Genomic DNA, 24,162 nt, shown 5'->3' with positions numbered 1-24,162 from the left:
GTCCCCGGTGCGTCTGCTCGCCGGTAGACCCCGCGGAGAGTTCGTCTGTCTCGCCTTCCGTGACCAAGTACGCCAGATCGCGGGGAGAGAGCAGGGCCTGACGTGCCTGCGCCGTCGTGAACGTAGGGGAGAGGCCGGTCAGCCGCTGCTCCAGGCGCGAGTTTTCCGCAGCACTCATGTATCGAATGACACCCCTCAAGTCTCGGGGACTTCCAAGCCTGTCCCAGGGGCTTTCCATGGACTTTCCGCCGCGTAAGCAGGGAAGGCCCTGACAGCGCTCAAAGATATGAACGCGCAGGTCAGGGCCAATCCGCTCAGCACTCGATGATGTTGACCGCCAGCCCGCCCCGAGCCGTCTCCTTGTACTTCACCGACATGTCGGCGCCGGTGTCCTTCATCGTCTTGATGACCTTGTCCAGGGACACCTTGTGCGAGCCGTCCCCCCGCATCGCCATCTTCGCCGCCGTGACCGCCTTCACCGCGGCCATGCCGTTGCGCTCGATGCACGGGATCTGGACCAGGCCGCCGACCGGGTCGCAGGTGAGGCCGAGGTTGTGTTCCATGCCGATCTCGGCTGCGTTCTCGACCTGTTCGGGGCTGCCGCCGAGAACCTCGGCCAGCGCGCCCGCCGCCATGGAGCAGGCGGAGCCGACCTCGCCCTGGCAGCCGACCTCGGCGCCGGAGATGGACGCGTTCTCCTTGAAGAGCATGCCGATCGCGCCCGCGGCCAGCAGGAAGCGGACCACGCCGTCTTCCTTTTCTCCTTCGGAGGCTGCGCCCGCCCCGAAGTTGATGTAGTAGTGCAGGACCGCCGGGATGATGCCCGCCGCGCCGTTCGTCGGGGCCGTCACCACCCGGCCGCCCGCCGCGTTCTCCTCGTTCACCGCCATCGCGTAGAGCGTGATCCACTCCATCGCGTGTGCCAACGGGTCGCCCTCCGCCCGGAGTTGGCGGGCGGAGACCGCGGCCCGGCGGCGCACCTTCAGGCCACCCGGCAGGATGCCCTCGCGGGACATGCCTCGGGACACGCACGCCTGCATGACCCGCCAGATGTCGAGGAGCCCCTCGCGGATCTCCTCCTCGGTCCGCCAGGCACGCTCGTTCTCCAGCATGAGCGAGGAGATGGACAGGCCCGTCTCCCGCGTCAGGCGCAGCAGTTCGTCACCGGTGCGGAAGGGGTACTTCAGCACCGTGTCGTCCAGCTTGATGCGGTCCGCGCCGACCGCGTCCTCGTCGACGACGAAGCCGCCGCCCACCGAGTAGTAGGTCTTGGACAGGAGTTCGGTTCCCGAGGCGTCGTGGGCCCAGAGGGTCATGCCGTTCGCGTGGTACGGGAGGGCCTTGCGGCGGTGCAGCTTCAGGTCGTCGTCGAAGGAGAACGGGATCTCGCGCTCGCCGAGGAGCTTGATCCGCCCCGTCTGCCTGATCTCCTCCACGCGGTCGTCGGCGTTCTCGACGTCCACCGTCCGCGGCGAGGCCCCCTCCAGGCCGAGCAGCACCGCCTTGGGGGTGCCGTGGCCGTGGCCGGTCGCGCCCAGGGAGCCGTAGAGCTCGCAGCGTACGGAGACCGCGGAGGACAGCAGGCCCTCGTTGCGCAGGCGGCGGGCGAACATGCGGGCCGCACGCATCGGTCCCACCGTGTGGGAGCTCGACGGGCCTATGCCGATCGAGAACAGGTCGAAGACCGAGATGGCCACGGGAACTCCTCCTAAGAGGGTGGGGGCACACGTCGTCGGGTGCCCCCACCAGGGAACTACTTGTTGAGACCGGGGTACAGCGGGTGCTTGTCGGCCAGGGCCTTCACCCGGGCCTTGAGCGCCTCCGCGTCGTACGACGGCTTCAGCGCCTCGGCGATGACGTCGGCGACCTCGGTGAAGTCCTCGGCCTGGAAGCCGCGGGTGGCCAGGGCCGGGGTGCCGATGCGCAGACCGGACGTCACCATCGGCGGGCGCGGGTCGTTGGGGACGGCGTTGCGGTTGACCGTGATGCCGACCTCGTGGAGACGGTCCTCGGCCTGCTGCCCGTCCAGCTCGGAGTCGCGCAGGTCGACCAGGAGCAGGTGCACGTCGGTGCCGCCGGAGAGCACGTTCACCCCGGCCTCACGGGCGTCGGGCGCGGTGAGCCGCTCGGCGAGGAGCTTCGCGCCCTCGACCGTACGCCGCTGGCGCTCCTTGAACTCCTCCGACGCCGCCACCTTGAAGGACACCGCCTTGGCCGCGATCACGTGCTCCAGGGGGCCGCCCTGGAAGCCCGGGAAGACCGAGGAGTTCAGCTTCTTCGCGAAGTCCTTCTTGGCGAGGATGATGCCGCCGCGCGGCCCGCCCAGCGTCTTGTGCGTCGTGGAGGTGACCACGTCCGCGTACTCGACCGGGTTCGGGTGCAGCCCCGCCGCGACCAGACCGGCGAAGTGCGCCATGTCCACCCACAGGTACGCCTCGACCTCGTCGGCGATCCGCCGGAAGTCCGCGAAGTCCAGCTGCCGCGGGTACGCCGACCACCCCGCGATGATCACCTTCGGGCGGTGCTCCTTCGCGAGGCGCTCGACCTCGGCCATGTCGACCAGACCGGCGTCGTCCACGTGGTACGCGACCACGTTGAACTGCTTGCCGGAGAAGTTCAGCCGCATGCCGTGGGTGAGGTGGCCGCCGTGCGCCAGGTCCAGACCCAGGATGGTGTCGCCGGGCTGGGCCAGCGCGAACAGGGCCGCCTGGTTGGCCGAGGCGCCGGAGTGGGGCTGCACATTGGCGTACTCGGCGCCGAACAGCTCCTTGATCCGGTCGATGGCGATCTGCTCGGCGACGTCGACGTGCTCACAGCCGCCGTAGTAGCGGCGGCCCGGGTAACCCTCGGCGTACTTGTTCGTCAGCACCGAACCCTGCGCCTCCATCACCGCGAGCGGCGCGAAGTTCTCGGAGGCGATCATCTCCAGGGTGGACTGCTGGCGCTCCAGCTCGGCGTCGAGCGCGGCGGCGATGGCCGGGTCGAGCTCGTGCAGGGGCGCATTCAGAAGCGACTTGTCAGACATAGGGGGATACGACTCCTCAGCCGGCGGTGTGGGCGTCGTACTCGTCGGCGGAGAGCAGGTCGGCCGGCTCCTCCGTGACGCGTACCTTGAACAGCCAGCCGCCCTCGAACGGGGCGGAGTTCACCAGCGACGGGTCGTTCACCACGTCCTCGTTGACGTCGGTGACCTCGCCGGTGACGGGGGAGTACAGGTCGGACACCGACTTGGTCGACTCCAGCTCGCCGCAGGTGTCACCCGCGGTCACGGTCGAGCCGACCTCGGGGAGCTGGGCGTAGACGACATCGCCGAGCGCGTTGGCCGCGAACTCGGTGATGCCGACCGTCGCGACGCCGTCCTCGGCGGTCGACAGCCACTCGTGCTCCTTGCTGTAGCGCAGCTGCTGGGGGTTGCTCATGGCCTGAATTCTCCTGTACGCGCGGGAGTGGTGATGAATGGGGGACTACTCGAAACGTGCGTGAGCAGCGGAAATGTGTGCAGGGTCACGCAGGGACCGCTGCCAGTCTCTCCGCCCGGCGCTCGTTCTGCCGCTTCTGGCGCTACTTCTGCCGCTTGTAGAACGGCAGCGCCACGACCTCGTACGGCTCGTGGCTGCCGCGGATGTCCACGCCGACCCCGGCCGTGCCGGGCGCCGAGTGCGCGGCGTCGACGTACGCCATGGCGATCGGCTTGCCCAGCGTGGGGGAGGGCGCACCCGAGGTGACCTCGCCGATGACCTCGCCGCCGGCCACGACCGGGTACCCGGCGCGCGGGACGCGACGCCCCTCGGCGACCAGGCCGACCAGGACGCGCGGCGGGTTCTGAGAGGCGCGGGCGGCTGCCTCCGTGAGCGCCTCGCGCCCGACGAAGTCGCCCTCCTTCTCGAACTTCACCACCCGGCCGAGCCCGGCGTCGAAGGGCGTGAGGGAGGTCGACAGCTCATGCCCGTACAGCGGCATGCCCGCCTCCAGGCGCAGCGTGTCCCGGCAGGACAGGCCGCAGGGGACCAGGCCGACGCCCTCGCCCGCCTTGGTCAGCGCCTGCCACAGCTCGACGGCGTGCTCCGGCTTCACGAACAGCTCGAAGCCGTCCTCGCCGGTGTAGCCGGTGCGGGCGATGAGGGCGGGCACGCCGGCGACGGTGCCGGGCAGGCCGGCGTAGTACTTCAGGCCGTCGAGGTCGGCGTCCGTGAGGGACGCGAGGATGCCGGGGGACTCCGGACCCTGCACGGCGATCAGAGCGTACGCGTCCCGGTCGTCGCGGACCTCGGCGTCGAAGCCGGCGACCCGCTCGGTCAGCGCGTCCAGCACGACCTGGGCGTTGGAGGCGTTGGCGACGATCATGTACTCGGTGTCGGCGAGCCGGTAGACGATCAGGTCGTCGAGGATGCCGCCGTCGGCCTGGCAGATCATGGTGTAGCGGGCGCGGCCGACGCCGACCGAGGCGATGTTGCCGACCAGGGCGTGGTTGAGGAAGGGGGCCGCCTGCGGGCCGGTGACCGTGATCTCGCCCATGTGCGAGAGGTCGAACAGGCCGGCCTTGGTGCGCACGGCGTTGTGCTCGTCGCGCTCGGAGCCGTAGCGCAGCGGCATGTCCCAGCCGGCGAAGTCGGTCATCGTCGCGCCGAGCGACCGATGCAGGGCATCGAGCGCGGTATGACGGAGTGGGGTACTGCTCATCGGACGGTCGTCTCCCAAGGCAGGACGGGCGAGGTCGTTCCTCCCCATCTGTCATCGGAACCTGAGAGGTTCGCCGAGACCGCCACGGGGACGATCCGGCTTGCACCTTGGGTGGAGCCACTGGAGAGCGGCTCGCTTTTCAGATGTGCCTCGCCCGCGCGGTAACGGGGCCTGAGAGATTCAAGGGAGGGACTTGCTCCTTCGGCGTCCCAGCGATGCACTGCTGGGAACTCTCCCGCGCGGATTCAAACGGCCGGTATGCAGTTGGCGCGGACATCATTGCATGCCGGGCGCGGCTGCGGCAGGGCCGTGTCTGTAACCGGCTTGTGGCAGTAAGCGAACGAAAATGCGAGAGATCCTCCATTACCTTCTCTTTACGCTCAGTGGGGAAGGGACTCCTGACCCCGGAGGAGGACGATGACGGTGAACCGCACCACGGCGTACGCGACGACCTCGGGCATCGCGCTGCCCAAGCAGTCCGCGGCCCCCGCTGCCGAGGCCCGCGGCACGCTCCCCGCGCCGGTGGTCCGCGACCTGCGCGAGCGCTCCGGCCGCAGCCCGCACGCCCTGCTCTTCGGCCCCAAAGACCTCGTCGTGGTCACCGGTCTGCCCGGCAGCGGCAAGTCCACGCTGATGGAGCGGACGGTGAAGGGCATCCGCATCGACTCCCAGGACACCCGGGACCACTGGGACGCCCGCATGCCCGGCTTCCTCCCCTACGCCGTGTACCGCCCCCTGGTCCGCCTCGCGCACTACGCCGGACTGCGCCGCGCCCTGCGCTCCGGCGAGGGCGTCGTGGTGCACGACTGCGGTACGCAGGCCTGGGTGCGTGCCTGGCTGGCCCGCGAGGCCCGCCGCCGCGGCGGCGCCCTCCACCTGCTCCTGCTCGACGTCACCCCGGACGCCGCCCTGGAGGGCCAGCGAGAGCGCGGCCGCGGCGTCTCCCGCTACGCCTTCCTGCGCCACCGCAGAGCGGCCGCCCGTCTGCTCCGCTCCGTGGAGAAGGGCGACCTGCCCCAGGGCTGCGGCTCGGCGGTGCTGATGGACCGTCCGGCGGGGGACGTGCTGCGCCGGATCGGGTTCACGGGCTGAGCGACCCCGGGGCCTGCCCGGCCCCGGACCTGCCCCGCCCTGGACTTGCCGTGCCCCGGGCCTGCCCCGCCCTGACACCGGATAGCCTTTTGGACCACAGACGTGGTTCACAGCAGGCGGTCAGACAGATGGACATCCCAGCGGATCTCCCCGCGGACTTCCCGGCACAGACACACCTCCACCCGCACGGCGGCTGGCCCGGCAACGAGCTGGAGGAGGTGCTCTCGGCCTCCCTCGGCCTGCCGTCGGCGGGCGGCCGGATCATCGAGGTGCTGGGCCGCAGCTTCGTCTGGGTTCCCCTGCCCAGCGGCGGCGGCCCGCACAGCGGCCCGCTGGACCTGCCCACCATGGAGATCGAGGGCCAGGCGTACGTCCCGGTCTTCAGCTCCGAGGAGCAGTTCCGCCAGGTCGTCGGCTCCCACATGGCGTACACCGTCGCCCCCGCCGTGGAGTTCGCCCGCGGCCTGCCCCCACAGGTGGGCATCGCCGTGAACCCGGACGGCGTGGTCGGCGTTCCCCTGCCCCCGGCGGCGGTCGCCGAGCTCTGCCGCGTGAGCCGCACCCCGCTGGACGGCCTCAGCTCCGGGGGCCGCGTCAAGCTCTACGAACCCGACTGGCAGGACGACCCGGTCGACTTCCTCGCGGCGGCATCGGCCGAGTTCGCCGCAACCGGCGTCGTCGCCACGGCCCGCCGCTGCCTGGCAGCGATCGAGACGGCCGCCCCCGTGATGTTCATAGGCGTGGAGCTCTCCCAGTGGGAGGGCGACCTGCGCGCCGCCCCCACGGACGCCCTGGGGCGTGCTCTGGGCCGCGTCCCGGTCCAGTGGCCGGTCAACCTGGTCTTGTTGGACGTAGCCGAGGACCCGGTGATCGACTGGATGCGCCAGAAGGTCCGCCCTTTCTACCAGCGGGATCTCTAGACGCCGGTGAGGGGCAACGCCGTCAGGGGCGCGGGGAACTGCGCGACAAGCCACACACGACCCGCGGCCCGCAGACCACAATAGGTACCGAGCTCCAACCGGCTCTCCCAGCGGAGCGCCTAAGCTGGGAGCGAAAATCCATGTTTCCCGAAGGGGCGGTAAAGGTGAGCGCGAGCGGCACCACCTCGACCGGACAGGTCGAGCACATGCTGCGCCAGGTGACGCCCGGGCGCTACGACGCCTACGAGGCGCTCCTCCGCGCGCTCGCGACCCCGTCCTCCGGCCAGGTCTGGATGCTGCTGTGGCACGGCCAGGCCGGCTCCCCGGACGCCCAGTACGGAAACATGGAGGTCGACGGCCACGGCTACGCCCCGTGCGTCACCTCCGCCCAGGAACTGTCGGCCAGCGGTTGGAACCGCAGCTACGAGGTGGTCGACGGCGTCGACGTCGCCCGCACCCTCTACCCGGACCACTACGGCCTCTGGCTCAACCCGCACGCCCCGGGCGGCGGCGTCGGCATCCCCTGGCTCGACCTGCGCCGCATCGCCACCGGCCTGGACCGCCAGCCCGCCGGCCCGCTCCGCCTGTCGGAGCCCGGCATCGAGATCCCGCAGTTCTACGCCCTGCTCGCGCAGAACGCCCACCGCACCCCGGCCGTCCGCTCCCTGCGCCGCGCCTGGGTGCAGCCGGCGCTCGGTGCGCCGTATCTCGCCATCGGGCTCGACGTGTACGACACCTCCCCGCCCGCCGTGGACTCGGTGCGCTCGATGATGTCGCAGTCCATCGGCGCCGTACCGGACGGCCTCCCCGTCTCGACCGTGGCGATGTCCGACGAGTACGACCCGGTCGCCATGTGGATGCGCGCGAGCGCCCGCCCGTTCTACGACCGCGAGGCCCACGCCGCCGCTCCCGCGCAGGCTCAGGCGGCGGGCTACGGTTACCCACCGGCACAGGGCCGTTACTGATCATCACGGACCGTTCCCCGGCTGACCTACCGGTCGGCCCACACCCCGCCTGTCGCAGGCGCAGGCAGTCGTCGGCTTCGGTTTCGCAGGCGAATCTCCGCGCGTAGATGCGATCGGAAGGTCCCGGTCCGCCCTCATACGCCCCAACTGGTGAGCGTCCGGCGGCCGTTACCTGCTGTTCGGATAACGGAACCCCCCAGACAGCATCACGGTTGCGCATCCTTTCCTCGCCAGCTCTGGCAACAAAACGCCGAAGCGTTGAAGACTCCCGCTCCAGGGGTGCTCGCCCCTGTGTACGACGAATGAGTACGACGGGCTGATCATGCCGCCACAGCGGCAAGCGCGGGCCGGCCACCGCCGGTTGAATCGAAGAGGGGTCCCTGCCTGATGACGGCACCACTGCACGAGCCGACCGCGGAAGCGGCCCCCAGCGCGGCCGAAGAGGCGGCGGTAGCCAGCACCGGCGCCAAGGCCGTACAGGGGCGCTCCCTGGGGCGGATCGCCTGGGAGCGCCTGAAGCGGGACAAACTCGCCCTGACCGGCGGCATCGTGGTGCTGTTCCTCATCGTCGTGGCGCTGCTCGCACCGGTGATCGCCAACCTGTACGGGCAGGACCCCGACGCCTATCACGAGAACCTGATCGACCCGCTGTTCGGCACACCCACGGGATCCCTCGGCGGTGTGAGCGGCGAGCACTGGCTGGGAGTCGAGCCGGTCAACGGCCGTGACATCTTCGCCCGGATCCTCTACGGCGCCCGGATCTCGCTGATGGTCGGCTTCCTGTCCGCGGTCGTCGCCGTCATCCTCGGCACGGTCCTGGGTGTGCTCGCAGGCTTCTTCGGTGGCTGGGTCGACTCCGTCATCAGCCGCGTGATGGACGGTCTGCTGGCCTTCCCGCAGCTGCTGTTCATCATCGCGCTGGTCTCCGTCATGCCGAACGAGCTGCTGGGCCTGACCGGTTCGTCCGTGCGCGTGTTCGTGATGATCCTGGTCATCGGCTTCTTCGGCTGGCCCTACATCGGACGCGTGGTGCGCGGCCAGACGCTGTCCCTGCGCGAGCGGGAGTACGTCGAGGCCGCCCGCTCCCTGGGTGCCGGGCGGCTGTACATCCTGTTCAAGGAGCTGCTCCCCAACCTGGTGGCGCCCATCATCGTGTACACGACGATGATGATCCCCACGAACATCCTCACCGAGGCGGCGCTGAGCTTCCTGGGTGTGGGCGTCAAGCCGCCCACGTCCTCCTGGGGGCAGATGCTCTCGAGCGCGATCGACTACTACGAGTCGGACCCCATGTACATGGTGGTTCCGGGCGTGGCGATCTTCATCACCGTTCTGGCCTTCAATCTCTTCGGTGACGGCGTGCGCGACGCGCTGGACCCGAAGGCCTCCCGCTGAACTGCCGTACCGCAAGCGTCCCGTGGCATCGCCAACGGGGTCTCTCATCAACACCGGAGGATCCGAGATCGTGACTACCCAACGCACCTCAGGGCGGCGGAAGCAGGCATTTGCCGCTGCCGCCGCGGTCGCCGCGCTGCTGACCACGGCGGCGTGCGGCGGCGGTGGCTCCGACGACGGCGGTTCGAAGTCCGGCGCGGCCGGCTTCGACGCCGCCAACAACAAGGTCGCCCAGGCCTCCCTGGCCAAGAAGGGCGGCACGCTGAAGTTCGGCGGCGCCCAGGATGCCGACTCGTGGGACACCACGCGTGGTTACTACGGCATGATGTGGAACTTCGCCCGCTACTACAGCCGTCAGCTCGTCACGAACAAGCCGGAGCCGGGCGCGAAGGGCGCGGAGCTGACCCCGGACCTCGCCACCGGGCTCGCCAAGGTCTCGGACGACGGCAAGACCTACACGTACACCCTGCGTGACGGCATCACGTGGGAGGACGGCAAGCCGATCACCTCCAAGGACATCAAGTACGGCATCGAGCGCGTCTGGGCGCAGGACGTGCTGTCCGGCGGCCCGACGTACCTGAAGGAGGTGCTCGACCCGAAGGGCGAGTACCAGGGCCCGTACAAGGACAAGTCCGCGGACAAGCTGGGCCTGAAGGCCATCGAGACGCCGGACGACAAGACCATCGTCTTCAAGCTGCCGCAGGCCAACTCGGACTTCGAGGAGATGCTGGCGCTGATCTCGGCCTCGCCGGTCCGCCAGGACAAGGACACCAAGGCCAAGTACCAGCTGCACCCGTTCTCCTCCGGCCCGTACAAGTTCGAGTCGTACAACCCGGGCAAGGACCTCACCCTCGTCCGCAACGACCAGTGGAAGCAGTCCTCGGACCCGGTCCGCAAGGCCTACCCGGACAAGATCACCATCCAGTTCTTCTCGGACGCCAACCAGCTCGACCAGCGTCTGCTCAACGGTGACCTGGACCTGGACCTCAACCAGACCGGCATGTCGCCGCAGGGCCGCACCACCGCCCTGAAGCAGCACAAGGCCAACCTGGACAACCCGGTCTCCGGCTACATCCGTTACGCGGTCTTCCCGCAGAGCGTGAAGCCGTTCGACAACATCGAGTGCCGCAAGGCCGTCATCTACGGCGCCGACCACGTCTCGCTGCAGACCGCGCGCGGCGGCCCGGTCGCCGGCGGTGACATCGGCACCAACATGCTGCCGCCGTCCGTCCCGGGTGCCGAGGGTCAGAAGTACGACCCGTACGAGCTCGCCGGCGCCAACAAGAACGGCAACGCCGCCAAGGCCAAGGAGGCCCTGAAGGCCTGCGGTCAGCCGAACGGCTTCAAGACCACCATCGCCGTCCGCAACAACAAGCCGGTCGAGGTGGCCACCGCCCAGTCCCTGCAGGCGTCGCTGAAGAAGATCGGCATCGACGCCCAGATCGACCAGTACGACGGCTCGCAGACCACCGGCATCATCGGCAGCCCCGCGAACGTGAAGAAGAAGGGCTACGGCATCATCATCATGGGCTGGGGCCCGGACTTCCCGTCCGTCCAGGGCTACGGTCTGCCGCTGTGGGACAGCAAGTACATCCTGGAGAGCGGTAACAACAACTACGCGCTCATCAAGGACAAGACGATCGACGGTCTGTTCGACTCGTACGTCACCACCCTGGACGACGCCGGCAAGGAAAAGATCGCCACGGAGATCAACCACAAGGTGATGGAGGGCGCGTACTACCTGCCCTTCGTCTTCGAGAAGTTCATCAACTGGCGCTCGGACAACCTGGCGAACGTCTACACGACCGACGGCTACAGCGGTCAGTACGACTTCGTCAACCTCGGTCTGAAGAACCCGAAGAAGTAAACCGGCACACCCGCCGAACGGCACGAAAGGCAGGTGAAGGCCGGCGCAGCGTGATCGCGGGCCACCGGATGATCTCCGGTGGTCCGCGGTCCGCAGCGGGCCGAGAGCTGTGCTCGCTTACCTCATCAGGCGGTTGTTCGCCGCCGCAGTGATGCTCGTGGTCATCATCCTGGTGGTCTTCGGCATCTTCTTCCTCGTCCCCAAGTGGGCGGGCGTCGACATCGCCACGAGCTTCGTGGGCAAGCAGGCCGACCCCGCCGCCGTCGAGGGCGTCCGGCAGAAGCTCGGCCTCGGTGACCCGATCTACGCCCAGGTCTGGGAGTTCTTCAAGGGCATCTTCGTCGGCCGCACCTATGTGGGCGGCGGTGACGTCACGGAGTGCGCCGCGCCCTGCTTCGGCTACTCGTTCCGCAGCGAGCAGGCCGTCTGGCCGGTGCTGACCGACCGCTTCCCGGTGACCCTGGGTCTCGCGCTCGGCGCCGCCTTGCTGTGGCTGGTCCTCGGTGTCGCGGCCGGTGTGCTCTCCGCGCTCAAGCGGGGCAGCATGTGGGACCGCGGTGCGATGGTCGTCGCGCTCTCGGGTGTCTCCCTGCCCATCTACTTCACCGGTCTGCTCAGCATCGTGACCTTCGACATCGGGCTGCACTGGATCGACGCGCAGTACGTGCCCCTCGCGGACAACCCCGCCCGCTGGTTCGAGAGCATGATCCTGCCGTGGGCCACCCTTGCGTTCCTGTACGCGGCCATGTACGCCCGGATCACCCGCGCCACCATGCTGGAGATCCTCGGCGAGGACTACATCCGCACCGCCCGGGCCAAGGGCCTCAAGGAACAGACCGTCATCGGCAAGCACGCCATGCGCTCCACGATGACGCCCATCCTGACCATGCTCGGCATGGACCTCGGCGCCCTCATCGGTGGTGCCATCCTGACCGAGACGACGTTCAATCTGCCCGGCCTCGGCCAGGCGGTGCTGAACGCCATCCGGAACCAGGACCTGCCCATCATCCTCGGCGTCACTCTGATCACTTCTCTCGCGGTGCTCATCGCCAACCTCGTGGTGGACGTCCTGTACGCCGTGATCGACCCCCGAGTGAGGCTCGCATGACCGAACTCAGCAAGACCGGAGCGGCCGTGGGAGAGCCCACGGCCACCTCGCCGGCCCCGTCCTCCTTCCTGGAAGTGCGCGACCTGAAGGTGCACTTCCCGACCGACGACGGCCTGGTCAAGTCCGTCGACGGGCTCAGCTTCCAGCTGGAGAAGGGCAAGACCCTCGGCATCGTGGGTGAGTCGGGCTCCGGCAAGTCGGTGACCTCGCTCGGCATCATGGGCCTGCACACCGCCGGCCAGTACGGCAAGCGCAAGGCGCAGATCTCCGGCGAGATCTGGCTGAACGGCACCGAGTTGCTGTCCGCCGACCCGGACCACGTGCGCAAGCTGCGCGGCCGCGACATGGCGATGATCTTCCAGGACCCGCTGTCCGCGCTGCACCCGTACTACACGATCGGCCATCAGATCGTGGAGGCGTACCGCATCCACCACGACGTCGACAAGAAGACCGCGAAGCGCCGTGCGGTCGAGATGCTCGACCGGGTGGGCATCCCGCAGCCGGACAAGCGGGTCGACAGCTACCCGCACGAGTTCTCCGGCGGTATGCGCCAGCGCGCCATGATCGCGATGTCGCTGGTGAACAACCCCGAGCTGCTCATCGCGGACGAGCCGACGACCGCTCTGGACGTCACCGTCCAGGCGCAGATCCTGGACCTGATCCGCGACCTGCAGAAGGAGTTCGGCTCCGCGGTCATCATCATCACGCACGACCTGGGCGTCGTCGCCGAGCTGGCCGACGACCTCCTGGTGATGTACGGCGGCCGCTGTGTCGAGCGCGGACCGGCCGAGAAGGTCTTCTACGAGCCCCGCCACCCCTACACCTGGGGCCTGCTCGGCTCGATGCCGCGCCTGGACCGCGAGCAGCAGGAGCGCCTCATCCCGGTCAAGGGCTCCCCGCCCTCCCTGATCAACGTCCCGTCGGGCTGCGCCTTCCACCCCCGCTGCCCGTACGCGGACCTCCCGAAGGACAACGTCACCCGTACCGTCCGTCCCGAGCTGACCGAGATCGGCAGCCGGCACTGGGCGGCCTGCCACCTCACCAAGGAGCAGCGGGAGCGTATCTGGACCGAAGAGATTGCGCCGAAGCTGTGAGCGAGAAATCCAAGGACACGGCTGTGACCACTCCCGCGACGAGCGACGGTGCCACCCTCACCAAGGACGCCGCCCCCGGCGAGGTCCTGCTGAAGGTGAGCGGGCTGCAGAAGCACTTCCCGATCAAGCAGGGTCTGTTCCAGCGGCAGGTCGGGGCGGTGCACGCGGTCGACGGCATCGACTTCGAGGTCAGGGCCGGCGAAACCCTCGGCGTGGTGGGCGAGTCGGGCTGCGGCAAGTCGACGATGGGCCGACTGATCACCCGGCTGCTCGAACCGACCGCCGGCACGGTGGAGTTCAAGGGCAAGGACATCACGCACCTGGGCGTCAGCGGCATGCGCCCGCTGCGCCGCGACGTGCAGATGATCTTCCAGGACCCGTACTCGTCGCTGAACCCGCGCCACACCATAGGCACGATCGTCGGCGCTCCCTTCAGGCTCCAGGGCGTCACGCCCGAGGGCGGCATCAAGAAGGAAGTGCAGCGGCTGCTGTCGGTGGTCGGCCTCAACCCCGAGCACTACAACCGCTATCCGCACGAGTTCTCCGGCGGTCAGCGCCAGCGCATCGGCATCGCCCGCGCGCTCGCGCTCAACCCCAAGCTCGTGGTGGCGGACGAGCCGGTCTCCGCGCTGGACGTCTCCATCCAGGCGCAGGTCGTCAACCTCCTCGACGACCTCCAGGCGGAGCTGGGTCTGACGTACGTGATCATCGCGCACGACCTCTCGGTCGTCCGGCACGTCTCGGACCGGATCGCGGTGATGTACCTCGGCAAGATCGTGGAGCTGGCCGACCGTGACCTGCTCTACAAGACGCCGATGCACCCGTACACCAAGGCCCTGATGTCGGCGGTGCCGATCCCGGACCCGCGGCGCAAGTCGGCCAAGAGCGAGCGCATCCTGCTCAAGGGTGACGTGCCCTCGCCGATCTCGCCGCCGAGCGGCTGCCGCTTCCACACCCGGTGCTGGAAGGCGACGGAGATCTGCAAGACGACCGAGCCGCCGCTGCTCGAGCTGCGCCCCGGCCAGCGCGTCGCCTGCCACCACCCGGAGAACTTCGAGGACCAGCAGCCGCAGGACACGGTGCTGCTGACCGTGGCCAAGGAGGCGGCGGAGCTGGTCTCCGACGAAGTGCTGGCCGAGTCCGCGGAGACGTCGGCGGCGGTGGCGGCTGAGGTGAATGCCGAGGTGAATGCCGAGGCGGCCACGGAGGAGCCGGAGGCCACCGCCGAGGAGTCCTCGGACGAGCCCACCGAGAAGTAGCCGGCCGCACGCCCTCGCCTTGCTTTGTAAGGCGAGGGCGTTGTGCTGCGCAAGAATGTACGGGTGCTCCAGCAACTGTTCACCCCGTCCGTCCAGCACACGCTCGACCTGATCGGCATCTTCGTCTTCGCCATCTCCGGCGCCCTGCTGGCCGTCCGCAAGAACTTCGACGTCTTCGGCATCGCCGTCCTCGCCGAGGTCACGGCCCTGGGCGGCGGGCTGTTCCGGGACGTGATCATCGGCGCCGTACCCCCGGCCGCCTTCACGGACCTGGGGTACTTCCTCACCCCGCTGCTCGCCGCGCTCCTCGTCTTCTTCCTCCACCCGCACGTGGAGCGCATCCAGACCGGCGTGAACGTCTTCGACGCGGCGGGCCTCGGCCTGTTCTGCGTCGCCGGGACGACCAAGGCCTACGACTACGGTCTCAATCTCACCGCGTCCGCCACCCTCGGCCTCGCGACCGCCGTCGGCGGCGGTGTGCTGCGGGACGTCCTCGCCAACGAGGTGCCGTCACTGCTGCGCTGGGACCGGGACCTGTACGCGGTCCCGGCGATCGTCGGCGCCACGATGGTCGTCCTGTGCATCCATTACGACGCCCTGAGCCCGTTCACCAGCACCCTCGCCGCCGTCACTGCCTTTGTGCTGCGCCTGCTCGCGATGCGGTTCCACTGGCGAGCTCCGCGGGCCTGGAACCGGCGGTCGACGGTGCGGGAGGAGTAGTCCCCGGCGCCGTCCGGCTCTGGTGCGCGAACCCCATCACCTCGGTCAGCCATCGGAACGCCGGCACCACCTGCGGCTTCCACAGCGCCATGGTGTGGCCGCCCGCGCTCTTCGGGATGAACACCACGTCCACGGTCGTCGGCGCCTTCGCGATCCGCTGGAGGGCCATGCCCGCCTCGTACCCGTCGCGCGGCTGACCGGACAGATAGAGCGCCACGCGCGGCGGGACACGGGCCCCCTTGAGCAGCACATACGGGTTGTTCGCGGCCCGCAGCTCCGGCGTCTTCGCGGCGATCGACTTGCGTTCGGCGACGGGGTCGTTGTAGCCGGACAGGCTGACCGCGGCCCGGTAGCGGTCGGGGTGGGCGACGGCCAGCTTCGCCGCGCAGTGCGCGCCCGCCGAGTACCCGGCGACCGCCCAGCCGTTCGGCGCGGCCTGCGCCCGGAAGTTGTCCGTGACCATCTTCGGCACGTCGATGCTGAGCCAGCTGTCGGCGTTCACCTTGCCGGGGACGTTCGCACAGCCGGTGTCCTGGCCGGCCAGCAGCGAGGTGCGCGGCGAGACGATGATGAACGGCGCGATCCGCCCGCTGCGCATCAGCGGGGCCAGCTGCTGGGTCACGTCCATCGACCCGAACCACGCCTTCGACGAGCCCGGATAGCCCGCCAGCACCTCGACGACCGGGAACTTGTAATTGCGGTAGGCGGGGTCGTGGTACTGCGGCGGCAGCCAGACGTTGACCTCGCCGCGCACTCCGGACACCTGGCCCTTGAGCTGGGTGACGAGCACCCCGCCCTCCGCGCGCATGCCCGGCCCCTTGCCCGGCTTGAAGACCTGACGGACCTTGGGCAGCTTCTCCAGCGCGATCCCGCCGGTCCCGCTCGGCCCGAGGTCGGCCGCCTGCTCCACATGGTCGCCGGTGCCGAGCAGGTCGCCCCAGTTGTCGTACAGCTGGTTGGAGTTGTTGACCAGGGTGAAGACCAGGGCGACCGCCGTGCCTTGCGCGAACAGCACCATCAGCACTCTGGCGGCGGCGCGCACGACCCTCGGCCCTCCCACCCGCGACCAGAGGACCAGGGGCAGCACGACGGCGACGACGCTCAGCGCGACAAGTGTGTAGAGGAACGTGGTCCCGGTGAGACTCATGTCCCGATAGAGGGCTTATCGCCCTCTCAGGTTTCGGACGGGTGCCGACGCTTACCGAAAAGTTGCCCATGTCTCAATGTGTCTTGACGCTCTCGCAGCTCGGCGGACACATCTCGGCGGGCGACAAAAGCTACCGCTTAGTAGTTTGCTGTTGTACCGTTCATCCATGCCAGAAGCAGCCTCCGCACCGACGGCCCCGCGGGCCACCATCGGCGACAGCGAGTTCGACCGCGACACCGCGCTCACCCGGCGCGCACCCGGCGTCTACGACATCGACCTCTTGGCCGGCTGGACCATCATCAGCGCCGTCAACGGCGGCTACCTGCTGGCCGTCCTGGGCCGCGCCCTCGCGGACGCCCTGCCGCACAGCGACCCGTTCACCATCTCCGCGCACTACCTGACCGCGTCCCAGCCGGGCCCGGCGGTCGTCCGCACCGACGTCGTGCGCACGGGGCGGACGCTGTCGACCGGCCAGGCCTCGCTCCTCCAGTACGACGAGCAGGGCCGCGAGGTCGAACGGATCCGCGTCCTCGCGTCCTACGGAGACCTGGACTCCCTCCCCGACGACGTCCGCACGACGGCGAAGCCGCCCGCGTTCCCGCCGATGGACCAGTGCTTCGGCCCCGAGGACGGCCCGGCGCCGGTGTCCGGCAGCTCGGCGATCGCCGACCGCCTGATGCTCAAGCTCGACCCGTCCACCCTCGGCTGGGCGCTCGGGCAGCCCTCGGGCAAGGGCGAGATGAGGGCCTGGTTCGGCCTCGCCGACGGCCGCGACCCCGACCCGCTCTCGCTGCTGCTGGCGGTGGACGCGCTGCCGCCCACCGCCTTCGAGATCGGCATCTCCGGCTGGGTCCCGACGGTGGAACTGACCGTGCACGTGCGCTGCCGCCCGGCCCCCGGGCCACTGCGGGTGTCGATCACCACGCGCAACCTGGCCGGGGGCTTCCTGGAGGAGGACGCGGAGGTCTGGGACAGCGCGGACAGGTTGGTGGCACAGTCGAGGCAGCTGGCACGGGTGAGGCTGAGCTGAAGCGGCCCCGTCGGACCGGCAGCCGCCGAGGACCCGTTGGGGCTGGTCAGTAGGCGCACAATCCCTCATAGCCTGACCACGTGAAGTCCGACCGCCTCCTCTCGATCCTCCTGCTCCTCCAAACCCGAGGCCGAATCCCCGCCAGGGAACTCGCCGAGCGGCTGGAAGTATCGGTGCGAACCATCTACCGGGACGTGGAGGCTCTCTCCACCTCAGGCGTCCCGGTCTACGCCGAGCGCGGGCGGCACGGCGGTATCGAACTGCTCGCCGGCTTCCGCACCGACGTCACCGGCCTCACGGCCGACGAATCCCGCGCCCTGTTCATCCTGGCCGCCCAGGGCGCACACGCGGCCCTCGGCCTGGACGCGGCGCTCGGCTCGGCGCTGCGCAAGGTCATGGCGGCCCTGCCGGCCCCGCACCGCCCGGCCGCCGAGGTGACCTCCCGCCGTATCCTCGTCGACGCCACGCGCTGGAAGGGCGGCCCCCAACCCGCCGTCGACCTGGACGTGTTGCAGGACGCGGTGTTCTCCGACCGCCGTCTCCGGCTGCGCTACCGGCACAGCGGGGAGCAGGAGCCGCGGATGTACACCGTCGATCCGTACGGCCTGGTGTCGAAGGCCGGCGTCTGGTACCTCGTCGCGGACCGGCGCGGGAAACCGCAGCTGTTCCGCGCCGACCGGGTGCGGGCGGCGACCGTGCTGGACGACGCGGTGCGGCGGCGGCCGGGCGTCGAACTCGCCGACGCCTGGGAGGTGGTGCGCCGCCAGGTGGAGGAGCGGCCCGGCGGGATCGATGTGACGGTGCGGGTACGGCGCGACCGGCTCGACCTGTTCCTGCGGCTGATGGCGACGTCGCTGGTCTCTCTGCCGGAGGGCGACGGCGACTGGGCCACCGCCCGTCTCTCGCTGGGAGTTGTCGGCGAGGCCCGCCAACTCCTGCAGTTCTCGGACCGGGTCGAGGTCGTCTCACCGCCCGAGGTGCGGGAGGAACTGGCACGGGCGGCCGCTTCCGTCACGGCCCTGTACCGGCGGCCAGGGCGAGGCTCCGAGGAAACGGTCAGGCCGGCCGGCTCTCTTTAGGTGCGCTTTGCCCCTGGCGCAGGCCTCGTGCAGCACGGCTTCGAGGAAGCCCCAGGGCGGGGGCCAGGGCGGCGGGGCGGCCCCTGGCGGTGCGCCGAGCGCGGCTGCTACGGCGACCAAGAGCTGACGCAGGACGCAGCAACGTACGCCGTACGGCACGGGCAGAACTCCCGGTGAACGGGGGTGCCGCCCCTCGCTGCCGAAGCTCAGTCCAGCCAGTGCTCACGGCCGATGCTGATCAGCCGCATCTGGCGGGTCGCGACCTGGGCGACGCGCCGCCGCTCCTCTTCCGGTGAGTCCAGGACGTCCAGGAACAGGGAGGCCGTCATCAGCATCTGGTCGACGTAGAGGTTGGCGAGCATGAGGAGGTCGTCGTCGTTCCAGCCTTCGGACACCGGGTCCGTGGTGAGCGCGACCTTCACTTCGTCGGCGAAGCGGGCCAGTTGGTCCTGGATCGCCTCCCGCACCGACTGCACTCCGCCGTGCCGCTCGCGGGCGATGAAGCGGACGTGGGCCGGATGCGTCGCGACGTGCTGGGCGATCAGTCCGACGGCGCGTTCTATGCGCTGGTCGCTGTCGCCGGCCGAGGAGACGATCGAGCGGATCATCGGGTGCAGGCTGCCGAGCGCCTCCTCGACGAGGGCGACGCCGAGGTCGGCGGTGGAGCGGAAGTGCCGGTAGAAGGCGGTCGGGGCGACGCCGACCTCGCGGGTGACCTCGCGCAGTCCCAGACTGCTCAGGCTCTGGTCCTGCAACAGGCCCAACGCCGCGTCCAGGAGCGCCTGCCGGGTCTTCTGCTTCTGGGCCTGCCGGATGCCGAGGGTGTGACTCATACCATGCAGTTAACAACTGTTCTCTGGAATTGAAAAGCCGTAGGGCGCGCTAGACTTGGAGTCAGTGAACAAGTGTTACTACAACTGTTCACCGAAACGTAACGAGTGAGATCGACACAAGAGATCTCGGAGGGGGATCCGTCCCATGCTGTTCCTCGTGGCCGCGCTCCTGCTGCTGGGCGTGCTGCTGGGCGCCGTGGCCCATGCGCCGCTCGCCTTCACCGCCGTCGCCGCCGCCGTGATCGCCGCCTGGCTGGGCATCTTCGCCGCCCGCGAGCGTCACGCCCGCCGCAACTGACGTCCGTCCATCGGTCCGAACCGACCTTCCAGGAGCTGATACCCATGCAACTCACCGCACCGGCCACCGGTCGCCCCGGCACCCGCACACGCACCCGCGATGCCGACGGCATGGCCGTGGCGTCCTTCATCCTCGGCCTCATCGGCCTGCTCGTCTTCAACCTCTTCCTCGGCCCGACCGCCATCGTCCTGGCAGCGGCGTCCCTCTGGCGCGGCACGAACCGCAGGGGCAGGGCGCTCCTCGGCATGGGCCTGGGCGTCGCCGACCTGCTGGTCCTGCTGACGGTGATGCAGGTGGACAACACGCTGTCGTGGAGCTTCTGAGGACGCCGAGGGCTTGAGCCCTCCTGAGTCGGGCGCGGCACGCGGCGGCCGGGGACGAGCCGCACTGCTGCCTGCCTGCCCGCAGGGCGTACGACCTCATGGCGGCCGGGGCCACCTTGACACAGGCCCCCTTCCGGGCGCCCTTTAGAATCATGGCCACCATGGCTTACCTCGACCACGCCGCGACGACCCCCATGCTCCCGGAGGCGGCAGAGGCGCTGACCGCCCAGCTGAGCGTCACGGGCAACGCGTCCTCCCTCCACGCATCCGGCCGCCGCGCACGGCGCACCGTCGAGGAGGCGCGCGAAACCCTCGCGGAAGCGCTCGGCGCCCGCCCCAGCGAGGTCGTCTTCACGTCCGGCGGCACCGAGGCCGACAACCTCGCGGTCAAGGGCCTGTACTGGTCCCGCCGCGACGCCGACCCGGCAGGCACCCGCACCCGCGTCCTCGCCAGCCCCGTCGAACACCACGCCGTCCTGGACGCCGTCCACTGGCTCGCCGAACACGAGGGCGCCACGGTCGAGTACCTCCCCGTCGACTCCTACGGCCGCGTCCACCCCGACGCCCTGCGCGAAGCCATCGCCCGCAACCCCCAGGACGTCGCCCTGGCCACCGTCATGTGGGCCAACAACGAGATCGGCACGGTCCTGCCGATCCGCGAACTGGCCGAGGCGGCAAAGGAGTTCGGCGTCCCCCTGCACGCCGACGCCGTCCAGGCCTTCGGCCAGGTCCCCGTCGACTTCGCCGCCTCCGGCCTCGCCGCGATGACCGTCTCCGGCCACAAGATCGGCGGCCCGTACGGCATCGGCGCCCTGATCCTCGGCCGCGAGTACACCCCCGTGCCCGTTCTGCACGGCGGCGGCCAGGAGCGCCACGTCCGCTCCGGCACGCTCGACGTCCCCGCGATCGCCTCCTTCGCGGTCGCCGGCCGGCTGGCCGCCGAGCAGCGCGAATGGTTCGCGAACGAGATCGGCGCCCTGCGCGACGCCCTGGTCGAGGCGGTCCGTACGGCAGTCCCGGACGCGATCCTCGGCGGCGACCCGGCACCCGGCGGCCGCCTCCCGGCCAACGCGCACTTCACCTTCCCGGGCTGCGAGGGCGACTCCCTGCTGCTCCTCCTGGACGCCCAGGGCATCGAGTGCTCCACCGGCTCCGCCTGCACCGCGGGCGTCGCCCAGCCCAGCCATGTCCTCCTGGCCACCGGCACCGACCCCGACCTGGCCCGCGGCACCCTCCGCTTCTCCCTCGGCCACACCTCCACCGAGGCCGACGTCGAGGCGGTCGCCAAGGCGATCGGCCCGGCGGTGGAACGGGCCCGGGCGGCGGGGCTGACGTAGGGGCATGGCAGCGGGACACTCCGGGCGTGAACCTCGTATCGCAGGTCTGGCGCTCGGGCGTGGCGGTCTGCGACATCCTTCTCGGCCTGGGCCTCGCCACCGGAGTCGTCGCCCTGCACACCGACGCCACCACAGTCGGCCGCACACTGATCGGCTACGTGTGCGCGTTCCTGATCGCCTCCGCCGTCGTCTTCGCGGTCTCCTTCCCGAAACTGCGGCGGGGCGCGCTGGGCCAGGGGCCGGCACCCGCGGTGGCCCTGGTCGCCGCGCTGTTCTGACCGCTCAGGCCGGCGCCGCCGTACGCGCCTGCCGCACCAGCTTCATGTACCGGTCCCAGTCCCAGTGCTTCCCGGGATCCGTGTGGTCGGTCCCCGGCACCTCCACGTGCCCGATGATGTGCTCGCGGTCGACGGGGATGTCGTACCGCGCGCATATCCGGGCCGTCAGCCGCGCGGAGGCCTCGTACATCTCGTCCGTCAGGTCCTGCGGCCGCTCCACGAAGCCCTCGTGCTCGATGCCGATGCTGCGCTCGTTGTAGTCGCGGTTGCCCGCGTGGTACGCCACGTCCAGCTCGCGGATCATCTGCGTGACGCGGCCGTCCTTGCGGACGATGTAGTGCGCGGCCGCCTTGTGTTCCGGGTCCTGGAACACCTTCACCGCGCTGTCGAAGCTGCCCTGGGTGACATGGATGATCACCATGTCTATGCCGTAGTCGTCGGGACGGTCCGCCCGCCGCCAGTTCGCGTCCGACGCCGGCACCCACCGCGCGCCGACATAGTCGACCTCGCCCGCCTTGCGCGGCTTCTCCACGCCCGGCACCCGCCACCACAGGCGCGCCAGCTCGTCCCGGGCCAGCAGGGCCGAGCCCGCCGCGGCCACCGTCCCACCGATCAGCAACGCGCGACGCCCGACCTTCCGGTCGCCGTCCTTCGGAGCCTTCCGCTGTCCCATGTGATCGTCAACGGATACTCGCGGGCCCTGGTTCCCACGCCCCCGTACCCTGGAAGGGTTATGACTGACACCGCGCAGCCCTCCCGCCCCCTCCGCGTGCTCGCCGCCATGTCCGGCGGGGTCGACTCCGCCGTCGCCGCCGCCCGCGCGGCCGAGGCGGGCCACGACGTGACCGGCGTCCACCTCGCCCTCTCCGCGAACCCTCAATCCTTCCGGACGGGCGCGCGCGGCTGTTGCACCATCGAGGACTCCCGCGACGCCCGCCGCGCCGCGGACGTCATCGGCATCCCGTTCTACGTGTGGGACCTCGCCGACCGCTTCCGCGAGGACGTGGTCGAGGACTTCATCGCCGAGTACGAGGCCGGCCGCACCCCCAACCCGTGCCTGCGCTGCAACGAGAAGATCAAGTTCGCGGCCCTGCTCGACAAGGCCCTGGCCCTCGGCTTCGACGCGGTCTGCACCGGCCACTACGCCAAGGTCGTGCTGAACGACGACGGCACTCGCGAGCTGCACCGTGCCTCCGACATGGCCAAGGACCAGTCGTACGTCCTCGGCGTCCTGGACGAGAAGCAGCTGGCACACGCCCTGTTCCCGCTCGGCGACACGGTGACGACGAAGGAGGAGATCCGCGCGGAGGCCGAGCGCAGGGGCCTCGCGGTCGCCAAGAAGCCCGACTCGCACGACATCTGCTTCATCGCCGACGGCGACACCCAGGGCTTCCTCGCCTCCCGCCTCGGCAAGGCGGAGGGCGACATCGTCGACGAGTCGGGAGCCAGGCTCGGCACCCACGAGGGTGCGTACGGCTTCACCATCGGCCAGCGCAAGGGCCTGCGCATCGGTACCCCGGCCGCCGACGGCAAGCCGCGCTACGTCCTCGACATCTCGCCGGTCGACAACACGGTGACGGTCGGCCCGGCGTCAGCCCTGGACGTCACCGCCCTCACCGCCATCAAGCCCCGCTGGTGCGGCGCCGCCCCGACCGGCCCCGGCACCTACACCGCCCAGCTGCGCGCCCACGGCGGCGAGACCGAGGTCACCGCCGAACTCATCGACGGCTCCCTGGAGGTCACCTTCACCGAGCCGGTCCGCGGTGTGGCCCCCGGCCAGGCGATCGTCCTGTACGACGGCACGCGCGTGGTGGGCTCGGCGACGATCGCGTCGACGGTGCGGGCGACGCCTTCGGCCGTCTGAGGCGGCCCGGAAGGCCCTGCGTGAGGGTCCGCGCGTGTGCTCCCCCATGGCACACGCGCGTGCCCGGCCCTCACCGCCCCGGTCACCCTCCGAAGAACTCCACCAGCACCGGCCCGAGGACGGCCGGCTCCACCATGTGGGTCTGCCCTTCCAGGCTCCGGTACGTCCCCTCCGGCACGGCTTCCGCGATCGCCCGCGCCGCCTCGCGCATCCACGCGGGGCTCGCGCCGCCCGCGACGGCCAGCACCGGGGCCGTGATCGAGGTCAGCCGTTCCCGGGGCACCAGGCCGTCGCCCATGACCGCGTCGTCGTAGGCGAGGCTGGGCGCGATCGACTCCATGCCGGGCCACATGGGGGAGTGGCGGGCGCCCTGGATCATCTCCTCGGCCATCCCGGTCAGCCGCAGGAACAGCTCGACCGCGTCCCCGCGACGGCCCTGCTCGAGCGCCTCGGTCAGCCGCTCGGTGTACTCGGCGCGCTCCTTCGCGCCGCCCTCGTGGACGGCGAACGGCACCTCGTACACCGCGACCTGACGCACCGGCAGCCCGCTCGCCGCCGCCTCCAGCACCAGCGCGCCACCCGACGAGACGCCGCACAGCGCCGCCTCACCGCCCACTGCCTCGATCAGCGCGGCGAGGTCCTCGACCTCCCGCTCCACCGCGTACGGCGCCGTGTCACCGCTCTCGCCACGCCCCCGACGGTCGTACACCACGACCCGGAAGCGGTCCGACAGGGGCACGGCCAGCGGCGCCACCGTGCCCCCGGTGGACATCGCGCCGCTGACGAGGATCACCGCCGGTCCCTGACCGGTGCTCTCGTACGCGAGGGAGGTGCCGTCGCGCGAAATGGTCTTCTTGTCCATGCCTGTGGAGA

24 protein-coding genes and 1 riboswitch are annotated in these 24,162 nt (G+C 70.1%); of the genes, 16 read left to right on the top strand and 8 right to left on the bottom strand.

The window, feature by feature from the left end:
* Window positions 1–314 precede the first annotated feature (314 nt).
* The 4 genes from ACIBU0_RS27955 to gcvT all read right to left on the bottom strand — a co-directional run bounded on the left by ACIBU0_RS27955 (window position 315) and on the right by gcvT (window position 4,680).
* Window positions 315–1,697 carry an L-serine ammonia-lyase gene (locus tag ACIBU0_RS27955; protein ID WP_398823606.1) on the bottom strand — a complete coding sequence of 461 codons (1,383 nt, stop codon included), beginning with the start codon at window positions 1,695–1,697 and terminating at the stop codon, window positions 315–317.
* Window positions 1,698–1,753: 56 nt separating this feature from the next.
* Window positions 1,754–3,025 carry a serine hydroxymethyltransferase gene (gene glyA / locus ACIBU0_RS27950; protein WP_398823603.1) on the bottom strand — a complete coding sequence of 424 codons (1,272 nt, stop codon included), beginning with the start codon at window positions 3,023–3,025 and terminating at the stop codon, window positions 1,754–1,756.
* Window positions 3,026–3,041: 16 nt separating this feature from the next.
* On the bottom strand, window positions 3,042–3,419 hold the full coding sequence (gene gcvH / locus ACIBU0_RS27945) for a glycine cleavage system protein GcvH (RefSeq protein ID WP_398823600.1): 378 nt from the start codon (window positions 3,417–3,419) through the stop codon (window positions 3,042–3,044).
* Window positions 3,420–3,561: 142 nt separating this feature from the next.
* Window positions 3,562–4,680, bottom strand: coding sequence for a glycine cleavage system aminomethyltransferase GcvT (gene gcvT / locus ACIBU0_RS27940; protein WP_398823597.1), 1,119 nt, complete (start codon window positions 4,678–4,680; stop codon window positions 3,562–3,564).
* A 149-nt stretch (window positions 4,681–4,829) separates the two neighbouring features.
* Window positions 4,830–4,928: riboswitch (glycine riboswitch) on the bottom strand.
* Window positions 4,929–5,097: 169 nt separating this feature from the next.
* Here gcvT and ACIBU0_RS27935 point away from each other — a divergent pair.
* The 9 genes from ACIBU0_RS27935 (at window position 5,098) to ACIBU0_RS27895 (ending at window position 15,100) form a co-directional block, all read left to right on the top strand.
* A complete protein-coding gene (locus ACIBU0_RS27935) occupies window positions 5,098–5,772 on the top strand; it encodes an AAA family ATPase (protein WP_398823594.1) in 675 nt (224 codons plus the stop codon).
* A 128-nt stretch (window positions 5,773–5,900) separates the two neighbouring features.
* Window positions 5,901–6,692: an enhanced serine sensitivity protein SseB gene (locus ACIBU0_RS27930; protein ID WP_398823591.1), complete on the top strand. Its 792-nt coding sequence runs from the start codon at window positions 5,901–5,903 to the stop codon at window positions 6,690–6,692.
* A gap of 164 nt (window positions 6,693–6,856) precedes the next feature.
* Window positions 6,857–7,657, top strand: coding sequence for an enhanced serine sensitivity protein SseB C-terminal domain-containing protein (locus ACIBU0_RS27925; RefSeq protein ID WP_398823588.1), 801 nt, complete (start codon window positions 6,857–6,859; stop codon window positions 7,655–7,657).
* Between the two features lie 387 nt (window positions 7,658–8,044).
* A complete protein-coding gene (locus ACIBU0_RS27920; RefSeq protein ID WP_398823585.1) occupies window positions 8,045–9,052 on the top strand; it encodes an ABC transporter permease in 1,008 nt (335 codons plus the stop codon).
* A gap of 70 nt (window positions 9,053–9,122) precedes the next feature.
* The gene (locus ACIBU0_RS27915) at window positions 9,123–10,919 is read left to right on the top strand and encodes an ABC transporter substrate-binding protein (RefSeq protein WP_398823581.1); all 1,797 of its coding nucleotides are present in this window, start codon (window positions 9,123–9,125) and stop codon (window positions 10,917–10,919) included.
* Between the two features lie 109 nt (window positions 10,920–11,028).
* Entirely contained in the window at window positions 11,029–12,027 is a 999-nt protein-coding gene (locus ACIBU0_RS27910) for an ABC transporter permease (RefSeq protein WP_398823578.1), read from the top strand.
* The gene (locus tag ACIBU0_RS27905) at window positions 12,024–13,121 is read left to right on the top strand and encodes an ABC transporter ATP-binding protein (protein WP_398823575.1); all 1,098 of its coding nucleotides are present in this window, start codon (window positions 12,024–12,026) and stop codon (window positions 13,119–13,121) included. The genes ACIBU0_RS27910 and ACIBU0_RS27905 overlap by 4 nt, the downstream gene beginning before the upstream one ends.
* Window positions 13,122–13,144: 23 nt before the next feature.
* On the top strand, window positions 13,145–14,380 hold the full coding sequence (locus ACIBU0_RS27900; protein ID WP_398823572.1) for an ABC transporter ATP-binding protein: 1,236 nt from the start codon (window positions 13,145–13,147) through the stop codon (window positions 14,378–14,380).
* A 63-nt stretch (window positions 14,381–14,443) separates the two neighbouring features.
* Window positions 14,444–15,100, top strand: coding sequence for a trimeric intracellular cation channel family protein (locus tag ACIBU0_RS27895; protein ID WP_398823835.1), 657 nt, complete (start codon window positions 14,444–14,446; stop codon window positions 15,098–15,100).
* On the opposite strand, the gene ACIBU0_RS27890 is transcribed toward ACIBU0_RS27895, so the two are convergent.
* Window positions 15,009–16,247, bottom strand: coding sequence for an alpha/beta hydrolase (locus tag ACIBU0_RS27890; protein WP_398823569.1), 1,239 nt, complete (start codon window positions 16,245–16,247; stop codon window positions 15,009–15,011). The two genes, ACIBU0_RS27895 and ACIBU0_RS27890, sit on opposite strands and share 92 nt — an antisense overlap.
* A gap of 166 nt (window positions 16,248–16,413) precedes the next feature.
* Here ACIBU0_RS27890 and ACIBU0_RS27885 point away from each other — a divergent pair, with 166 nt between their 5' ends.
* Both ACIBU0_RS27885 and ACIBU0_RS27880 read left to right on the top strand, forming a co-directional pair.
* Window positions 16,414–17,277: a thioesterase family protein gene (locus tag ACIBU0_RS27885; protein ID WP_398823566.1), complete on the top strand. Its 864-nt coding sequence runs from the start codon at window positions 16,414–16,416 to the stop codon at window positions 17,275–17,277.
* Window positions 17,278–17,357: 80 nt separating this feature from the next.
* Complete coding sequence (locus ACIBU0_RS27880; protein WP_398823564.1) at window positions 17,358–18,356, top strand: helix-turn-helix transcriptional regulator; 999 nt, start codon at window positions 17,358–17,360, stop codon at window positions 18,354–18,356.
* A 206-nt stretch (window positions 18,357–18,562) separates the two neighbouring features.
* Here the strand turns inward: ACIBU0_RS27880 and ACIBU0_RS27875 are convergent, their stop codons facing one another.
* A complete protein-coding gene (locus ACIBU0_RS27875; protein WP_398823561.1) occupies window positions 18,563–19,189 on the bottom strand; it encodes a TetR family transcriptional regulator in 627 nt (208 codons plus the stop codon).
* Window positions 19,190–19,334: 145 nt separating this feature from the next.
* Between ACIBU0_RS27875 and ACIBU0_RS27870 the strand changes: the two genes are divergently transcribed.
* The 4 genes from ACIBU0_RS27870 to ACIBU0_RS27855 all read left to right on the top strand — a co-directional run bounded on the left by ACIBU0_RS27870 (window position 19,335) and on the right by ACIBU0_RS27855 (window position 21,425).
* Entirely contained in the window at window positions 19,335–19,487 is a 153-nt protein-coding gene (locus ACIBU0_RS27870) for a hypothetical protein (protein ID WP_398823558.1), read from the top strand.
* 44 nt (window positions 19,488–19,531) lie between these two features.
* Complete coding sequence (locus ACIBU0_RS27865) at window positions 19,532–19,810, top strand: DUF4190 domain-containing protein (protein WP_398823555.1); 279 nt, start codon at window positions 19,532–19,534, stop codon at window positions 19,808–19,810.
* A gap of 161 nt (window positions 19,811–19,971) precedes the next feature.
* Window positions 19,972–21,147, top strand: a complete 1,176-nt coding sequence (locus ACIBU0_RS27860) for a cysteine desulfurase family protein (protein ID WP_398823552.1) — start codon at window positions 19,972–19,974, stop codon at window positions 21,145–21,147.
* Window positions 21,148–21,173: 26 nt separating this feature from the next.
* Window positions 21,174–21,425, top strand: coding sequence for a DUF1304 family protein (locus ACIBU0_RS27855; protein WP_398823549.1), 252 nt, complete (start codon window positions 21,174–21,176; stop codon window positions 21,423–21,425).
* Window positions 21,426–21,429: 4 nt separating this feature from the next.
* Here ACIBU0_RS27855 and ACIBU0_RS27850 read toward each other — a convergent pair whose 3' ends face one another.
* Window positions 21,430–22,098, bottom strand: a complete 669-nt coding sequence (locus tag ACIBU0_RS27850) for an N-acetylmuramoyl-L-alanine amidase (protein WP_398823546.1) — start codon at window positions 22,096–22,098, stop codon at window positions 21,430–21,432.
* Between the two features lie 60 nt (window positions 22,099–22,158).
* Between ACIBU0_RS27850 and mnmA the strand changes: the two genes are divergently transcribed.
* On the top strand, window positions 22,159–23,289 hold the full coding sequence (mnmA, locus tag ACIBU0_RS27845; RefSeq protein ID WP_398823543.1) for a tRNA 2-thiouridine(34) synthase MnmA: 1,131 nt from the start codon (window positions 22,159–22,161) through the stop codon (window positions 23,287–23,289).
* Between the two features lie 82 nt (window positions 23,290–23,371).
* Here mnmA and ACIBU0_RS27840 read toward each other — a convergent pair whose 3' ends face one another.
* The gene (locus tag ACIBU0_RS27840) at window positions 23,372–24,151 is read right to left on the bottom strand and encodes an alpha/beta fold hydrolase (protein ID WP_398823540.1); all 780 of its coding nucleotides are present in this window, start codon (window positions 24,149–24,151) and stop codon (window positions 23,372–23,374) included.
* Between the last annotated feature and the right edge of the window lie 11 nt (window positions 24,152–24,162).

It is taken from the genome of Streptomyces sp. NPDC049627, assembly GCF_044465645.1.
In the GTDB taxonomy this organism is placed as follows: Bacteria; Actinomycetota; Actinomycetes; order Streptomycetales; family Streptomycetaceae; genus Streptomyces.
This window is presented reverse-complemented; position numbering and strand designations above follow the sequence as displayed.

Bases quoted from the DNA above. Each gene is read 5' to 3' on its own strand.
- ACIBU0_RS27935 (WP_398823594.1), top strand. From the start codon at position 5,098: ATGACGGTGAACCGCACCACGGCGTACGCGACGACCTCGGGCATCGCG.
- ACIBU0_RS27840 (WP_398823540.1), bottom strand. From the start codon at position 24,151: ATGGACAAGAAGACCATTTCGCGCGACGGCACCTCCCTCGCGTACGAG.
- ACIBU0_RS27930 (WP_398823591.1), top strand. From the start codon at position 5,901: ATGGACATCCCAGCGGATCTCCCCGCGGACTTCCCGGCACAGACACAC.
- ACIBU0_RS27875 (WP_398823561.1), bottom strand. From the start codon at position 19,189: ATGAGTCACACCCTCGGCATCCGGCAGGCCCAGAAGCAGAAGACCCGG.
- ACIBU0_RS27885 (WP_398823566.1), top strand. From the start codon at position 16,414: ATGCCAGAAGCAGCCTCCGCACCGACGGCCCCGCGGGCCACCATCGGC.
- ACIBU0_RS27870 (WP_398823558.1), top strand. From the start codon at position 19,335: ATGCTGTTCCTCGTGGCCGCGCTCCTGCTGCTGGGCGTGCTGCTGGGC.
- mnmA (WP_398823543.1), top strand. From the start codon at position 22,159: ATGACTGACACCGCGCAGCCCTCCCGCCCCCTCCGCGTGCTCGCCGCC.
- ACIBU0_RS27905 (WP_398823575.1), top strand. From the start codon at position 12,024: ATGACCGAACTCAGCAAGACCGGAGCGGCCGTGGGAGAGCCCACGGCC.
- ACIBU0_RS27920 (WP_398823585.1), top strand. From the start codon at position 8,045: ATGACGGCACCACTGCACGAGCCGACCGCGGAAGCGGCCCCCAGCGCG.
- ACIBU0_RS27890 (WP_398823569.1), bottom strand. From the start codon at position 16,247: ATGAGTCTCACCGGGACCACGTTCCTCTACACACTTGTCGCGCTGAGC.
- gcvH (WP_398823600.1), bottom strand. From the start codon at position 3,419: ATGAGCAACCCCCAGCAGCTGCGCTACAGCAAGGAGCACGAGTGGCTG.
- gcvT (WP_398823597.1), bottom strand. From the start codon at position 4,680: ATGAGCAGTACCCCACTCCGTCATACCGCGCTCGATGCCCTGCATCGG.
- ACIBU0_RS27860 (WP_398823552.1), top strand. From the start codon at position 19,972: ATGGCTTACCTCGACCACGCCGCGACGACCCCCATGCTCCCGGAGGCG.
- ACIBU0_RS27850 (WP_398823546.1), bottom strand. From the start codon at position 22,098: ATGGGACAGCGGAAGGCTCCGAAGGACGGCGACCGGAAGGTCGGGCGT.
- ACIBU0_RS27865 (WP_398823555.1), top strand. From the start codon at position 19,532: ATGCAACTCACCGCACCGGCCACCGGTCGCCCCGGCACCCGCACACGC.
- glyA (WP_398823603.1), bottom strand. From the start codon at position 3,025: ATGTCTGACAAGTCGCTTCTGAATGCGCCCCTGCACGAGCTCGACCCG.